This window comes from Streptomyces venezuelae (genome assembly GCF_008642315.1).
In the GTDB taxonomy this organism is placed as follows: domain Bacteria; phylum Actinomycetota; class Actinomycetes; order Streptomycetales; family Streptomycetaceae; genus Streptomyces; species Streptomyces venezuelae_D.
The window spans coordinates 121,106-136,348 of sequence record NZ_CP029192.1; the positions used below are offsets into that span (position 1 = coordinate 121,106).

Sequence of the window (15,243 nt, forward strand, 5' to 3'; positions counted from 1 at the left end):
GCGGTTCGCAGCCTCACCGCGCCAACCCCCCTGACACGGTCGCGATTAGCCGTCTCACCGCGCCAACTGCATTGCCGTCGGGGGCCGTTCACAGCCCTGGGCCCCGAGCCCGGCCCGGCGCCCACCCCGGGGGGCCTGGGTGCCGCTCCCCCGGCCCGGGGCCCTCAGAGCCGGGCGCCCCGCCCCCGGCGCCAACCCCGCTGGTTCGGGGGCCGGTTGCGGGGGCGGGGTGCGGGCGGGCCGTCCGGGTGGGTCAGTTGCGGGAGCGGACCCGGTCCAGGGCGGCGGAGGCCAGGTGGTGGTAGGTGGCGAGCTTGTAGTACTCGCGGTCGGGGGCGAGCACCCCGGCGTACACCATGATCCGTTCGCCGTCGTAGGTGTAGGGCGCGTTCCTGGCGAGCTTGTCCAGGCTCGGCTCGACGTGGGCGGGCAGTTGCACCGGGTCGGTGGTGCGCCGGGAGAAGCTGACCCGGTCGATCTTGGCGGAGTCCCAGCCGAAGGTGGGATACAGCGCCGCCGAGCCCTCGGCGAAGGCCAGCAGTTCCTCGCTGGGGTCGGGCATGCCGAAGTCGGCGAGCAGTGCCCGCAGCGCGCCGCGCTCCACGTGCTGGGCGGACAGCCCGTTGAAGTACACGTTCCAGGTGCGGCTCGCGTAGTCGACCGCGATCGCGGAGATCTTGCCGTCCAGGCCGTGCGCGGCGAACGTGCCCATGTGCTCGGCCAGGCCCGGCGGCATGGAGGCGATGTCGGCCAGCGAGGCCAGTTCCTGGCGCCGGTTCATCGGGAAGAGCGCGTAGGCCTTGTTGAAGATCCCGGTGACCGCGTAGTCGACGCCGTAGCCCTGCAGGGGCATGTGCGCCCGCAGGTCGGCGAAGAGGGCGCGCACGGGGTGGTCGATCTCCTCGACCAGGCCGTGGGCCAGGGCCCTTTCGTAGGGGTCGCCGTCGCTCAGCGGTGTGGTGAAGTCGAAGGAGAGGCTGTCGCCGGCCACCGTGTTGAAGACGACGGCGCCGATCACGTCCTGGAAGGCGGTCAGGACAGGCCACATCCGCTCGCGGGAGCAGGCCGTGTCTAACAGCCCGGCCGCCTCCTCCAGCGCCGTGTACAGACCCTCAATATTGGCTTTTTTGGACATTTGACCCCCCGGTATGCGGCGCGAAACAGTCCGTTTGTCGCGCCCCCCGACGGTGCGCGGTCCGGCACCGTTCTTGGCTCAATATCGTTGCCTCGCCTCGACGCCCGGTCAAGAAGCGCTGAACTGCCCGTGGGGACGCACTCCTGCGTCTCTCGAGCGGAATCCGACGGACCGTATGGAGGCTGGATATCTACCCGCCAGGTCCGTGCACGCCTGCGTGCGCCCCCCTGGGATTCGGACAGATGAGAGAAGGACCTTGTCGATGGCAGTCACCCAGTCCGCGGCCGCATCCGACCCGCAGGCATCCGACAGCGCTGAAGCGACAGGAGAGCTGCTCGAACTCTCCCTGGCCTACATGTACTCGGCGGCGCTGAGCAGCGCCGCGCGCTTCGGCGTCGCCGACCACCTGGTGGACGGGCCCCGCACCGCGGAGGAGCTCGCCGCGGCGGTGGGGGTCAACGCGCCCTTCCTGTACCGGATCCTGCGCTACCTGGCCACCAAGGAGGTCTTCCGCGAGGACGAGGAGGGCCGCTTCCACCTCACCCCGCGTGCGCAGCCGCTGCGCACGGACTCCGAGCGCTCGCTGCGCGCGTACATCACGGTGTGCGGCGAGGCGCCGTTCTGGGAGCCGGCGGGCCGTCTGCACGAGGCGGTGCGCACCGGCACCACCGCCTTCGAGGGCCAGTACGGCACGTCCTTCTACAAGTACGTGGCCGGCAACCCGGACTTCGGACAGGCCTTCAACACCGCGATGGCCACGGTCTCCGAGGCGCTGAGCGACGACATCGCCGAGGCCTGCGACTTCTCCGCCGCCAAGACGCTGGTGGACGTGGGCGGCGGGCAGGGCGGGCTGCTGCGCTCCATCCTGCGGCGCAACCCGCAGCTGACGGGCACCCTGTTCGACCTGGAGAACGTGGTGGCCGGGCACGTCCTGGACACCCCGGACCTGGCCGGGCGCTGGGACACGCAGGCCGGGGACTTCTTCGTCTCCGTGCCCGCCGGCGCCGACGTGTACTTCCTCAAGCAGGTGCTGGCCAGCTGGCCGGACGAGCAGTGCGTGAACATCCTGCGCACCTGCCGCGAGGCGATGCCCGCGCACGGGCGGCTCCTGGTCGCCAACCCCATGATCCCGGCGGGCAACGAGCCCCACCCCGGCAAGACGGTGGACCTGATGATGATGACGGTCCTCAACGGCCGCAACCGCACCCGCGCGGAGTACGAGGAGCTGCTCACCGCCGCGGGCTTCGAGGTCACCCGCTTCCTGGACCCCTCCCCGCACGCCTCCGTGGTCGAGGCGGTGCCGGCCGCCGGGGCCTGAGCCGCCCCCTGCCTGTCCGGCCCGCCCGCCGGCCGGGCAGGGCCCTCGTCCCACCGTGCCCCGGGCACCGCAGGCGCCCGGGGCCCGCCCCTGCCGCCCGGCCCGCGCCCTGTGACCGGGCCCGGCGCCGCCGGGCAGGGGGCAGCCCGGCCGCGCCGCCCTGGCCGCGCCGCCCTGGCCGCGCGGCCCCGCGGGGCTGCCCGCCGCACCCGCCCGCCGACCTGTCTGCCGGGCTGCCGGGCACCCGACCACCCCATGACCCGCCCCACCGCATGCCGCATGCCGTTTGCCGCATGCCCGGCGGGCCGCACACCCGTGCGTGCCCGCCCCACCACCGCACTCCTCGGGGGAGACACAACATGATCCAGCGCAGAACCGTCCTCAAGACGGGCGCCGCTCTCACCGGCACCCTGGGCAGCGCGGGCCTGCTGGTGCCCGCCCTGGCCGACGCCGCACCCGCAACCGAGCCGGCCGGCGACCTGGACCCCACCGGCATCGCGCAGTTCACCCAGCCGATGCCGGTGCCCAAGGTGCTGCAGCCCAGCGCGGTGTCCAGCACCACCACCTACTACAAGATGACCATGAAGGAGGTCGACGTCCAGCTCGTGCCCGGCTACACCAGCCGGGTGCGGACCTTCAACGGCAGCTTCCCCGGCCCCGTGATCAAGGCGGTCTCCGGGCGGCGCGTCGTGGTCCAGCAGACCAACCAGCTGCCCGTGCCCGCCTCGGTCCACCTGCACGGCGCGCACGTGCCCCAGAGCAGCGACGGCTCGCCCATGGACCTGATCGCGGCCGGCGGCGGCACCAAGACCTACACGTACCCCAACAGCCAGCCGCACGCGAATCTGTGGCTGCACGACCACGCCCACCACTACGAGGCGGAGACCGTCTACCGCGGGCTGAGCGGCTTCTACCTGCTCACCGACACCGAGGAGCAGAAGCTGAGCCTGCCCTCGGGGGCCTACGACGTGCCGATCGGGCTGAGCGACGCGCGCCTGGACGACACCGGTCAGCTCGTGTACGCGATGGGCGACCGCAAGCGCCGCGTGCTGCTGGCCAACGGCCGGGCCTGGCCCTACTTCCAGGTCGCCGCCCGCAAGTACCGTCTGCGCCTGTTCAACATGTCCAACATGCGCTTCTACACGCTCAAGCTGGCCGACGGCTCGGCGTTCCAGCAGATCGGCGGGGACGGCGGGCTGCTGGAGAAGCCGGTGGAGGCGACCTCGGTGGCGCTGTCGCCCGGTGAACGCGCCGACCTGGTCGTGGACTTCTCGCGGTACGCCGAGGGCACCACGCTGGTCCTGGAGAACACCGCGGCGCGCTACCCCGACGATCCCGCCGAGCAGATCGGGCGGGTCCTGCAGTTCCGGGTGGGTGCTCCGGCCGCCGACGCCAGCCGGGTGCCGGCCACCCTGCGCACGCTGCCCCCGCTGGGCACCGCCACCGTCAACCGCAGCTTCGAGCTGTACACGGACGAGAGCGGGGCGACGATGGACTCCTCCATCAACGGCAAGACCTACGACATGGACCGGATCGACACCGAGGTCGAGTACGGGGCCACGGAGATCTGGTCGGTGCGCAACGCCAACACCCGCGTGCCGCACAACTTCCACATGCACCTGGTGCAGTTCCGGGTGCTGGAGCGGGGCGGCAAGCCGGTCACCTCCGGGCCGGAGAGCGGGCTGAAGGACACCGTGTCCGTGATGCCCGGGGAGACGGTCAAGCTGCAGGCGACGTTCACCGGCTACGAGGGCACGTACGTGTACCACTGCCACATGTTCGACCACGCGGCGATGGGCATGATGGCGAACTTCCGTGTCACCCGGGCCCGGAGCGTCCGCCGCTGACCGGCACCCCGGCCCGGCCCCTCGATCGTGCGGGGGCCCGGCCGGGTCCGGGCAAAAAAAATGACGGCCCCGGGACATCCGGGGCCGTCGGGCTGTGCGGGCGCACCGCGCACCGGGGCGGTGGGGTCAGGAGGTGCGCTGGGTGGCGCTGATGGCCAGGGCGCGCAGCTGGTCCTTGGCCTCGGCGCCGGTGCGGCTGGTCTCCAGCGCGGCAAGGGCCCGTTCGGTGCGGGCGGTGATGTCGCGTTCGACGTGGGCGACGGCGCCGACGTCGGTGATGATGGCGCGCATCGTGTCCAGTTCGTCGGCGGTGACGTCCGTGCCGATCTTCGTGCGGAGGAACTTCGCGGCGTCCGGGTCGCGGTCGTCGGCGTAGCGCAGGGCGAGGGCGAACAGCACGGTGCGCTTGCCCTGGATCAGGTCGCCGCCGGAGGGCTTGCCGGTCTCCTGCGGGGTGCCGAAGACGCCCAGCAGGTCGTCGCGCAGCTGGAAGGCGATGCCGATGTCGAGGCCGAAGGCGCGGTAGGCGGCGATGAGTTCGCTGTCCGCGCCGGCGATCGCGGCGCCGATGTGCAGCGGGCGTTCGACCGTGTAGGAGGCGGTCTTGTAGTGGTTGACCAGCAGCGGGGTGTCGATGTCCTCGGCGGCGGAGGCCTCGGCGGTCAGGTCGAGCAGCTGGCCGCACAGGACCTCGGTGCGCAGCGCCGACCAGATGGGGGCGATCCGCTCCTGGGCGGTGGCGGGCAGCCCGGAGGTGCGGATCATGTCATCCGCCCAGGCCTGGGCGAGGTCGCCGATGAGGATCGCGGCGCCGGTGCCGAACAGGTCGGCCTCCCCCGACCAGCAGCGGGCGCGGTGGTGGTCGGCGAACATGACGTGCGCGGCGGCGGCGCCGCGGCGGGTGGGGGCGGCGTCGATGACGTCGTCGTGGATGAGGGCCGAGGCGTGCAGCAGTTCCAGGGCGGCGCAGGTGCGCAGGACGGCCCAGGCGCTGGGTCCTTCGCCGTTGCCGCCGGCGCCGAGCCAGCCCAGGCGGGCGAAGGTGGGCCGGATGCGTTTGCCGCCGCGCAGCACGTAGCTCTCCAGCTCGGCGACCGTGGCCGTGTAGGCCGGGCTGATGGCCGCGGCCTCGGCCCGGCGGGCGGCGAAGAACTCCCGCAGCGCGCCGTCGAAGGCACCGGCGGCACCGACGCCGTCGAGGCCGTCGGTGCGGGGGGCGGCCCCGGGACGGGGTCGGGTACTGGTCATGCTGTCCCTATCTGTGGGTATGGGCGGACCCGTGGTGAACAGGGCGGGCCCGTGGTGAAAATGCGGGGTGACGCGCGTCACCTCACATTTCGGCGGTCTGTTTCGTCGTATAGGGCAGAGACCGCGACGCGGTGCGGGCCCCGTCCCCCGGCAGCCCGCCCGCGGCGCCCGGTCGCCTGGGACTTCGGCTCCGAAGTCGCTCACCCCTATGCCAGGAGAATGTCGTGGACGTGATCTCGATTCGCGGATCACCAGGCCCGCCCGCGCCGCGGGCCGCCCCGGGCTGATATGCCGCGCATGCGGTGCGATGTCCCACGGGCGCCCGCCAGACGGCCCCTGAGCCGGGCCCGTGCGTACTGTCCGGCTCCCCCGCCCGCAGCGGCGGGCCCCGGCTCAGGGTGCCTTGATTCCCCCGCGGGGCCGCCGGCCGTCAGGCCGGCGGCCCCGGTTTTCTTCCCGGCCGTGCACCGGGCGCGCCGGTGGGCCGGGGCGGGTCAGGAGGGGATCCAGTCCCGCTGGATGTGCGGGGTCTGGATGCTCAGGGCCCGCATGTGCTCGATGGGGTTGGTGTATTCGCGGCTGGCGGCGATGCGTCCGTCGTCCAGGGTGAAGCCGTGGATGAAGTGGTTGCGGTAGGTGCCCTCGGGATAGCCGGGGAAGCGGATGGTGCCCTCGCCGTCGCACTCCACCCAGATGAGCGCCGGGTCCTGGGTCTCGTAGATCTGCACGTCGAACCACTGCCAGTCGGGCAGCACCTTCAGCGACAGCTCGCCGTGCTTTTGCAGCTTGGCGCGGCCCTGGACCACGATGGGCCGGCCGATGTCGGTGTTGAACAGGGCCGCGGTGCCGTCCTCGGTGTAGAGGGTGTAGCGGCGCAGCCGGGCCTGGGGGCCGGTCTCCATGTACTGCTCCACCGCCCGCCGGTTGCGGGCGCGCAGCTCGAGGTGGCTGGTGAACACCGGGGTGGCGGGGGCGCTGTGGGCGGTCTGGGGCGAGGTCATGGGCGTCTCCGGGTGGCTCGGCGAGAAGCGGGAGCGCCCCGGCGCGCCGCCGGGCGGCGGGCGGCCGGGGCGGCGGGCGGCCGGGGCGGCCGGGGGTGGTGGGGTGTCAGGGCTGCAGGCGGGTGGTGCTCCAGCCGCTGTCGGTGCGCTCGTAGCGCAGGCGCTCGTGGAGCCGGTCGGTGCCGTTGGCCCAGAACTCCACCGCGTCGGGCTCCAGGCACAGGCCCACGAAGGTGTCCGGGCAGGGCAGCGGGCGGGCCGGGGTGCCAAGGCGCAGCGCCTCGGCGCGGATCTCCTCGAAGTGCTCCAGGTCGCGGACCGGCTGGCTCTGCTGGGAGACGCTGGTCATGGCGTGGGTGAACACCGCGCGGGCCGCCCACAGTTGTTCGGCCTGCTCCCGCGGCAGCCGGCGCACCGGGCCGGACAGCGTGATCTGCTGGCTGGTCTCGCGCCAGTACAGGACGCCGGAGGCGTAGGGGTTGGCGGCCAGTTCGCGGCCCTTGCGGCTGCCGGCGTGGGTGATGAACACGATGCCGGTGTCGGTGACCTGGTTGACGGCCAGGATCCGCGAGGAGGGCCGGCCCTGCTCGTCGGCGGTGGCCAGGGCCAGGGCGCGCGGTTCGCGCACGCCCTGCTCGGTGGCGGTCTTGAGCCAGGCGGCCAGCAGTCCCATCGGCTCGGCCGGCGGGGTGCGGAACTCGGGGAAGTCGACGTCGAGGGTGGCGGTCAGGGTCTCCGAGCGCCGCGCCGGGCTGTCGCCGGGCGCCGGGGCGGGGCGGGGCGGGGTCAGGTCGGGCATGTGGTGGTCCTTGTCTGGTGGCGGGGCGTCCGGGCGGGCGGGGCGGGGCCGGGCCGGCGCGCGGGGGTGGGCGCCGGCCCGGCGGTTGGGTGGGGGCTCTGCGGGCTCTCAGGCCGGGTCGGGGGTGCGGGCCGGGGCCAGCAGGCCGGCCAGGGCGGTGCCCACGATGCGGGGTCCCTGCCGGGTCAGGACGGACTCGGGGTGGAACTGCAGGGAGGCGAAGCCCGGCCCGGCCAGGGCGTGCACCTCGCCGGTGGCCGCCTCCCGGCTGACCCGGATGGTGCCCCCGCCCGGTACGGCAGTTGCGGCGGCGGTGAACTCGTCGTGCTCGCTGAGCAGGGCGAAGGTGTTGTAGAAGCCGACGTGTTCGGTGGCGCCGAACAGGCCGATCTCCTTTTGCACGCCCTGGTTGGGCACGCTGCGGCGGCGCAGCGGCAGGCCCAGCTGGAGTCCCAGGACCTGGTGGCTGAGGCAGACGGCCAGGAAGGGCCGCTGTTCGCGCAGCAGGGTGGCGATGGCGGTGTGCAGGTGGCGCATCTTGGGGTGGGCCACCTCCTGCGGGTCGCCCGGGCCCGGTCCCATCACGACCAGGTCGTGGCCGGTGAAGGTGTAGTCCTCGTCGTAGCGGCGCACCGTCACGTGCAGGCCCAGGGAGCGCAGTTGCTGGTCGATCATCGAGGTGAAGGTGTCCTCGGCGTCCACCACCAGCACCCGGCGCCCGGCCAGTTCGGGCCGGGCGGCGGCGCGGGCGGAGGTGTCGGAGAGCCAGAACCCGGCGATGGAGTCGTTACGCAGTTCCAGGGCCCGGCGCACGCTGGGGTGGTCGGCGAAGCGTTGCGTGGTGTCGCCGTTGAGGGCGGCGACCAGTCCGGCCGCCTTGGCGCGGGTCTCGGCGGCCTCCGAGGCGGGCTCGGAGTGGCGCACGATGGTCGCGCCGACGCCGATGGCCAGGCGTCCTTGCGGGCTGATGTCGGCGGTGCGGATCAGGATCGCGGAGTCCATCACGCGCCGTCCCGCGCCGTCGCGGCCGATCAGGGCGGCGGCGCCGCTGTAGTAGCCGCGGCCGCCGGGCTCGTACTGCTGGATGATGCGGCAGGCGCTCTCCAGCGGGCTGCCGGTGACGGTGGGCGCGAACATCGTCTCGCGCAGGATGTCGCGCACGTCGCGGTCGCTGCGTCCCTCGATGAAGTACTCGGTGTGCGCGACCTTGGCCATTTCCTTGAGGTAGGGGCCCACCACGCGGCCGCCGCCCTCGCAGATGCGGGCCATCATCTTCAGTTCCTCGTCCAGCACCATGTACAGCTCGTCGGTCTCCTTGCGGTCGCCGAGGAACTCCAGGACGCCGGAGAGGGTGGAGCCCGAGGGCGGGTAGCGGTAGGTGCCGCTGATCGGGTTCATCACCGCCAGGCCGTCCTGGAGGCTGATGTGGCGCTCGGGCGAGGCGCCGACCAGGACGCGGCTGCCGGTGTGGATCAAAAACGTCCAGTGCGCGCCGGACTCGCGCTCCAGCAGCCGGCGGAAGAGGGCCGGGGCGCTGGCCGGCCCGTAGGCGGTGATGTCGGCGACGAAGGTGCGCTTGATGACGAAGTTCGCGCCCTCCCCGGTGCCGATCATCTCCTTGGTGATGCGGCGCACCACGTCCTCGTAGGCGGTGTCGTCCACGTCGAAGCCGCCGCCGGCCAGGGTGGTGGGCACGTCGGTGATCTGGGCCAGGGCCCGGGCCAGGGGGATCTGCTGCTGGCCGGTGACGGTCATGGCCACCAGCGGGGTGCCGTCGTCGGCGCAGGCGAAGCCGCGTTCGGCCAGCTGCCGGTAGGGGACGATGACCAGCGTCTCGTGGTGGCCGCCGGGCCGGGTGGCCGCGGTGTCGGGCAGCGGGATGTCGGCCAGGGTGGCGGGGTGCGAGACGGCACCGGTGAGGACCTCGATGGTGTCGGGGCCCGTCGCGCCGGGCCGGTGCAGCAGCGCGAACGCCTCGGCGTGGCCCTCCAGGGCCGTATGGAGCAGGTCGGCGGCCGCGTCCGGGCCGCCGGGGGCGGGGTGTGGCCTCATGCGAACAGCCCCTTGACGGTGGTGACCCGGGCGCAGCGTTCGGCGGCGTAGGTGAGGGCCGAGCGGTGGTAGTCCTGGGAGAAGTCGGCGGTGGCGTCGGCGACGAAGAACGGCTGGATGTCGTGGGTGAAGGCGTCCACGGCGGTGGCCAGCACGCCCACGTGGGCGTAGACGCCGCACAGGATGAGCTGGTCGCGGCCGGCGGCGCGCATCCGCTGCAGCAGGTCGGTGTTGAAGAAGGCGCTGTAGCGCCACTTGGTGAGCAGCCAGTCCGTCGCGGCCGGGGCGAGGGCGTCCACGACCTGGCGGTCCTCGGGCTCGGGCCGCATGCCCGGGCCCCAGAAGTCCTTGAGCAGGCCGCGCTGTTCCTCGCTCATGCCGCCGGGCTGGGCGGTGTAGGCGACGGGGATGCCCAGGGCGGCGCACCGGTCGCGCAACTGCGCGGCGTTGTCGATGAGTTGGCGGCGCAGGGGGTCGGGGAAGGGCTTGAGGAAGTAGCGCTGCATGTCGTGGACCAGCAGGACCGACCGGTCGGCTCGGGCGGTCCAGGTCACGGCGGGTGCGGGCAGGTCGCCGTCGGCGGGCAGCGGGTAGGGCTGGATGGCGGGTATGCCGGTCATGGCTCAGTCCTCGGCTTGGTGCGGGGCGCGTGCGGGCGCGGGGGCGGCGGCGCCGGGGGCTCGGCGCGGGCGCCGGGCGGCGCGGTGTCGGGCGCCGGGGCGGCGGGCCGCGGCCGGGTCAGGCGGTCCAGGCCGAGACCACGGACAGGGCCTGGGCGGGGTTGAGGCGGGGGTCGCAGCACGAGAGGTAGCGCTCGCCCACCCGGTCCAGGTCGGCCTCGGTGCCGGCGCACTCGGTGACGTCGTCGGGGGTGGCCTCCAGGTGCAGGCCGCCGGCGGTGCCGCCGGCGGCGGTCACCGCCTGCACGAAGGCGGTGACCTCCCGCTGCACGGTCCCCACCAGGCGGGTCTTGTAGCCGCCGGGGGCGGTGACGGTGTTGCCGTGCACCGGGTCGCTCAGCCAGATGACCGGGTGGCCGGCCTCGCGGACGGCCTCCACCAGCGGCGGCAGCCGGTCGGCGACCGCGTTCGCGCCCATCCGGGCGATCAAGGTCAGGCGTCCCGGGTCGCGCCAGGGGTCCAGCCGCTCGCACAGGGCCAGCAGTTCGGCCGCTTCCATGGAGGGGCCCACCTTGCAGGCCACCGGGTTGCTGACCTGGGACAGCAGCGCCACGTGCGCGCCCTCCACCTGCCGGGTGCGCTCCCCGATCCAGGGCCAGTGCGTGGAGCCCAGGAACATCCGGCCCTTGTCGTCCATGCGCAGCATGGGCGTCTCGTAGTCCAGCAGCAGCGCCTCGTGGCTGGTCCACACCGGCGGCTGCACCACGGCGCGTTTGGCGGCCCGCTCCCGCCAGCCCAGGTGTTCCATGATGTCCCCGGCGGCCATGTAGCCGGTGAGGATGCGCAGCGGGTCGGGGCGCCGGCTCTCCACGTCGGGCTCGGGCCCGTTGACCATGTGCCCGCGGAAGACGGGCAGTTCGACGCCGTCGACGTGTTCGGTGGGCTTGGAGCGGGGTTTGGCGAACTGGCCCGCGATCCGGCCCACGCGCAGCACGGGCCGGCCGGTGATCAGGCCGAGCGAGCCGGCCAGCATCTCCAGCAGGGCGGCCTTGCGGGCCACGTGGGGGCGGGTGCACTCCTGGGGGTCCTCCGCGCAGTCCCCGGACTGCAGCACCATCGCCTCGCCCAGCGCCACCTTGCCCAGCAGGGTGCGCAGCGTGGCCAGGTCGTCGCCCTCGACCAGGGCGGGGCGGGCGGCCAGGGCCTCGCCCACGCGGTTCAGCTGGGGCAGGTCGCTCCACTCGGGTTGTTGTAGTGCCCCGCGGATGCGAATCTCCCGTATAACGTCTTTCATGACGTACTCCGATCCAGCGGTGGTATCGAATTTCAGGTGGGTATTCCCGTGCGCTTGATCTCGGGCACCGGAATGCCGAGGGCGCGCAGCTGCTGGAACGGGTTCATGAACTCGCGGTTACGCTTGATCTTCCCGTTCTCCAGTTCGAAGGAGTGCAGGAAGTGGTTTTCGTAGTAGCCCTCCGGGTAGTCACCGAAGCGGATCTTTCCGCGCCCGTCGCATTCCACCCAGATGTGGTTGGGGTCCTGCGTCTCGAAGATCTGGATGTTGTACCACTCCCAGTCCGGGAAGCAGCCCAGCGACCACACCGCGTGCTCGGCGAGCCGGTCCCGGCCCACCGTCTCCACCGGGGACCCGGTGTCGGTGGTCCACAGGCCGCCGCGGCCGTCCTCGGTGAACAGTTCGTGCCGGCGCAGCCGGTCCTGGCCCCGGGTGTGCATGTACTGCTCGACCGTGGCGCGGTTGGCGCGGCGCAGTTCGGCGGCGTCAGAAAAACCCTCGGCCGGTACGGAATCAGACATGGGTGTCCCCCTGTTTTTTGAGCATGCTTTGGGCGCGTGCGGATGGGCGGCACATGGGGGGGGAATGCGCAGCAGGCGCCGAAAGGCCCCCCGTAGGCCTCGTTCGATCTTGCCCGGTACGGCGGGGCAAAAGCAATACGATGGGGGCGCCCCGCCCCGGACATGACACGGTTTTTGCCTTGTGGCATTCACTCTTTGCCATGCATCCGCCGGGCGGGGCGCGGTTATTCGGAATTCGGTATTCGGTACTCGGATTTACGGGGCCGCAGGCCGCGGCCGGGCCGGGCGCGCGGGCAGGCGGGGGCCGGGCGGCGGGGTGCGGCGGGGAGGTGGCTCACCCTGCGGCCGAGGGGCCCCGCGCTCCGCGAGGAGGGGGCACGGCTTTCGGGCAGGGGAGGCTTGCAGAAATAGTGACACGGCCCGCGCCCCGCACCAAGGGCCCTCCAAGGTGACGTGGGTCACGGCCGGGGCGGGGGTGGGGGCGCCAACTGGCGGCGCGGGGCGCGGTGTTGGGGAGCGGCGCCGGGGCGCGGTGTCGGGGCGCGGCGCCGGGGCGCGGCGGGGATCGGGCTGTCCGGCGGGCGCCCTCGTCCAGCCCCCTCTCCCCTCCCCCGCCCCGCCCCGCCCCGCCCGGCCCGGCCTCGATGCCTGCCGCTCTCCTGCCGCTCTCCTGCCGCGCCGCTGCTGGTGCGCCGCCCGGCGCGGGTGGGGCGTGCCGGGCGGCGGGTCGGTGGGCCCGCTAGGGCCTGTGTCGGACGTCCCGTCGTCCGCCCGGAGGGCGGGCGCCGCGGGGCAGGCGGGACTTCCGACACAGGCCCTAGGGCTGTTGCCGGTCCGGCCCGGTGTGTGCTTGGGCGGGGGCGGGCGGGGCGGGGGGCGGGTGCCCGCCCGGGGCGGGATCGAGGTGGTGCAGGGCTTCTTGCATCTCCTGCGGGGTGGGTGGGGGGATCTGGCCGCCGGCCAGCCAGCGGCTGAGGCGGTGGCGCACCGTCTGGGTGCGGGAGCGGGGGTTGGGGATGCCGTCGCGGTCCGTGCGGGCGGGGGCCGGCAGCGCGGCGGGGACGTCCCGGGAGAGCAGCAGGTACTCCTGCGCGCGGTCGAGGCGCTCGTGGACCTCGGTGAACTCGCCGTGCGGCAGCCGCTTGATCCGGCCGGTCTCCCGGCCGTGCAGGAGCTTGTCGCGGTCGCGCAGTTGCAGGCCGATGCAGATCCGCCGGGTGATGACGTAGGTCAGGGCGGGGATGACGAAGACCCCGATGCGCACGGCCCAGGTGATGGCGTTCATGGACAGGTGGAACCGCTCGGCCAGGATGTCGTTGGAGCCGCCGAAGAACAGCACCAGGTAGAAGGCGGCCAGCGAGCAGACGAAGGCGGTGCGGGCGGGCTGCTCGCGGGGCCGGTCCAGCAGGTGGTGCTCGCCTTTGTCCCCGGTGATCCAGGCCTCGATGAACGGCCACAGGGCGGCGACGGCGATCAGGAGGGTGGGCAGGACGACGGCCGGGATCAGCACGCCCATGTTGACGGTGTGGCCGGCCACCGCGAACTCCCAGGCGGGGAACGCGCGCAGGGCGCCTTCCAAAAAGCCCATGTACCAGTCGGGCTGGGAGCCCTGGGAGATCTGGTCGGGCCGGTAGGGCCCGTACACCCAGACGGCGTTGATCTGGGCGACGCCCGCCATCAGGGCCAGGACACCGGAGACCAGGAAGAAGAAGCCGCCGGCCTTGGCCGCGTAGTGCGGCATGAGCGGCTGGCCGACGACGTTGTGCTGGGTGCGGCCCGGGCCGCGGAACTGGGTGTGCTTGTGGTGGACGACCAGGATCAGGTGGATCGAGACCAGGGCCAGCATGAGGCCCGGCAGCAGCAGGATGTGCAGGCTGTAGAAGCGGGGGATGACGTCGGTGCTGGGGAACTCGCCGCCGAAGAGGAAGAACGTGGCGTAGGTGCCGACCAGCGGGATGGCGAGCGTGACGCCCTCGGCGATGCGCAGGCCGGTGCCCGAGAGGAGGTCGTCGGGCAGTGAGTAGCCCAGGAAGCCTTCCAGGGTGACCAGGACCAGCAGGGCCACGCCGATCAGCCAGTTGAGCTCGCGCGGCTTGCGGAAGGAGCCGGTCAAAAAGTGCCGCAGGGTGTGCGCCATGGTCGCGGCGATCATGGTCAGGGCCGCCCAGTGGTGCAGCTGGCGGATGAAGAGGCCGCCGCGCACCTCGAAGCTGATCCTGAGGGTGGAGGCGTAGGCCTCGGACATCTGCACGCCCTGCAGCGGGACGTGCGGGCCGTCGTAGACGGTGTGGTGCATGCTCGGGTTGAAGAACAGGGTCAGGTAGAGGCCGGTGAGGATCAGGATGATGAAGCTGTAGAGCGCGATCTCGCCGAACATGAAGGACCAGTGCTCGGGGAAGACCTTGCGCATCAAGGTGCGTCCCTTGTACAGGCCCAGGCGTGCGTCGACGTAGTCGGCGATGCGCTCGCCGGCGGGGGCCTGTCCGCGCCGTGGCGCCTTGTCGGTGATGCTCATGCCCGCGCGCCCTCCCGTTGCCGCTCGGCCGTCTCGGGCACGCCCTCGCCGTGCGGTGACCGGCCGGTGGTGGGGGCGGCCTGCAGCGGCGCGAACGGGCTGGTGCCCCGGAGCGGATCGAACGCTATCGAGCCCGGTCGCGGGCGGACAACCGCGCTCGAGGTGGAGTCCTGGCGCAACTCCACCGGTTCTCGAGCCGGTTGGCGCCCGCACGGTCCACACGGCGGACCGTCTGCGCGCACCTACGGGTGCCCAAGTCGGCGTCTACGTAGGGTAGTTGCCGCGCCGTTGTCACGCCGGGGAGCCTATGCCGCGGCCGGTGCGTGCCCGCGCCCGGCTCCCTGCCGCGGCGACGGGGACGGCTGCTGCGGCGGGCGGCCGGGGGGAACCCGGGGGCGGGCCGTGGGTGGTGCGCCGGGCGGGCCGGGGGCGGGACATGGGTGGTGCGCCGGGCGGGCCGGGGGCGGGACATGGGTGGTGCGCCGGGCGGGCCGGGGGCGGGACATGGGTGGTGCGCCGGGCGGGCCGGGGGCGGGACATGGGTGGTGCGCCGGGCGGGCCGGGGGCGGGACATGGGTGGTGCGCCGGGCAGCGGGCGGACCGGGAGCGGGCCAGCTGCCGCGCCGGGCAGCGGGCGGACCGGGAGCGGGCCAGCTGCCGCGCCGAGCAGCGGGCGGAGCGTGGGTGGTGCCCGGCGGTGCGGTGGCCGAGGTGGTGGGGCCGGGAGGGCGGCCTCGATGACGTCGCGCAGCAGGGGGTGGTGCAGGGCGCCGCCGGTGCGCCGCAGCCCGGCGTGGCCGGTGTGGCCGGTGGGCGGGGGGCCGTCGGCGACGCACGGCGTGAGGGGCTGCCCTCGACGAGGGGGGAGCCGGCCCTGGCCGGGGGGGGCCGGG

11 protein-coding genes are annotated in these 15,243 nt (G+C 73.3%); 2 read left to right on the forward strand and 9 right to left on the reverse strand.

The features are described from left to right. Positions 1-253: 253 nt before the first annotated feature. Positions 254-1,135 (reverse strand): aromatic prenyltransferase, encoded by an 882-nt coding sequence (locus tag DEJ48_RS00590; RefSeq protein ID WP_150213418.1) that lies wholly within the window; start codon positions 1,133-1,135, stop codon positions 254-256. A 262-nt stretch (positions 1,136-1,397) separates the two neighbouring features. Between DEJ48_RS00590 and DEJ48_RS00595 the strand changes: the two genes are divergently transcribed. After that, positions 1,398-2,453, forward strand: coding sequence for a methyltransferase (locus DEJ48_RS00595; RefSeq protein WP_150213420.1), 1,056 nt, complete (start codon positions 1,398-1,400; stop codon positions 2,451-2,453). A 359-nt stretch (positions 2,454-2,812) separates the two neighbouring features. Next, on the forward strand, positions 2,813-4,300 hold the full coding sequence (locus tag DEJ48_RS00600) for a multicopper oxidase family protein (protein WP_150213422.1): 1,488 nt from the start codon (positions 2,813-2,815) through the stop codon (positions 4,298-4,300). A 126-nt stretch (positions 4,301-4,426) separates the two neighbouring features. Here the strand turns inward: DEJ48_RS00600 and DEJ48_RS00605 are convergent, their stop codons facing one another. From DEJ48_RS00605 to DEJ48_RS00640, 8 genes are all read right to left on the reverse strand, one after another. Beyond that, complete coding sequence (locus tag DEJ48_RS00605) at positions 4,427-5,548, reverse strand: polyprenyl synthetase family protein (RefSeq protein WP_150213424.1); 1,122 nt, start codon at positions 5,546-5,548, stop codon at positions 4,427-4,429. A 494-nt stretch (positions 5,549-6,042) separates the two neighbouring features. Continuing rightward, on the reverse strand, positions 6,043-6,549 hold the full coding sequence (locus DEJ48_RS00610; protein WP_150213425.1) for a PhzA/PhzB family protein: 507 nt from the start codon (positions 6,547-6,549) through the stop codon (positions 6,043-6,045). Positions 6,550-6,655: 106 nt separating this feature from the next. Then, positions 6,656-7,348, reverse strand: coding sequence for a phenazine biosynthesis FMN-dependent oxidase PhzG (gene phzG / locus DEJ48_RS00615; RefSeq protein ID WP_150213427.1), 693 nt, complete (start codon positions 7,346-7,348; stop codon positions 6,656-6,658). 108 nt (positions 7,349-7,456) lie between these two features. Continuing rightward, the gene (locus DEJ48_RS00620; protein ID WP_150213429.1) at positions 7,457-9,400 is read right to left on the reverse strand and encodes an anthranilate synthase family protein; all 1,944 of its coding nucleotides are present in this window, start codon (positions 9,398-9,400) and stop codon (positions 7,457-7,459) included. Next, on the reverse strand, positions 9,397-10,020 hold the full coding sequence (locus DEJ48_RS00625; RefSeq protein WP_150213431.1) for an isochorismatase family protein: 624 nt from the start codon (positions 10,018-10,020) through the stop codon (positions 9,397-9,399). Before DEJ48_RS00625 ends, DEJ48_RS00620 begins: the two co-directional genes overlap by 4 nt. A gap of 118 nt (positions 10,021-10,138) precedes the next feature. After that, complete coding sequence (locus DEJ48_RS00630; RefSeq protein WP_150213434.1) at positions 10,139-11,314, reverse strand: 3-deoxy-7-phosphoheptulonate synthase; 1,176 nt, start codon at positions 11,312-11,314, stop codon at positions 10,139-10,141. 32 nt (positions 11,315-11,346) lie between these two features. Next, positions 11,347-11,835 (reverse strand): PhzA/PhzB family protein, encoded by a 489-nt coding sequence (locus DEJ48_RS00635; protein ID WP_150213435.1) that lies wholly within the window; start codon positions 11,833-11,835, stop codon positions 11,347-11,349. Between the two features lie 817 nt (positions 11,836-12,652). Next, entirely contained in the window at positions 12,653-14,350 is a 1,698-nt protein-coding gene (locus DEJ48_RS00640) for a cytochrome b (RefSeq protein ID WP_150213437.1), read from the reverse strand. Positions 14,351-15,243 lie beyond the last annotated feature (893 nt).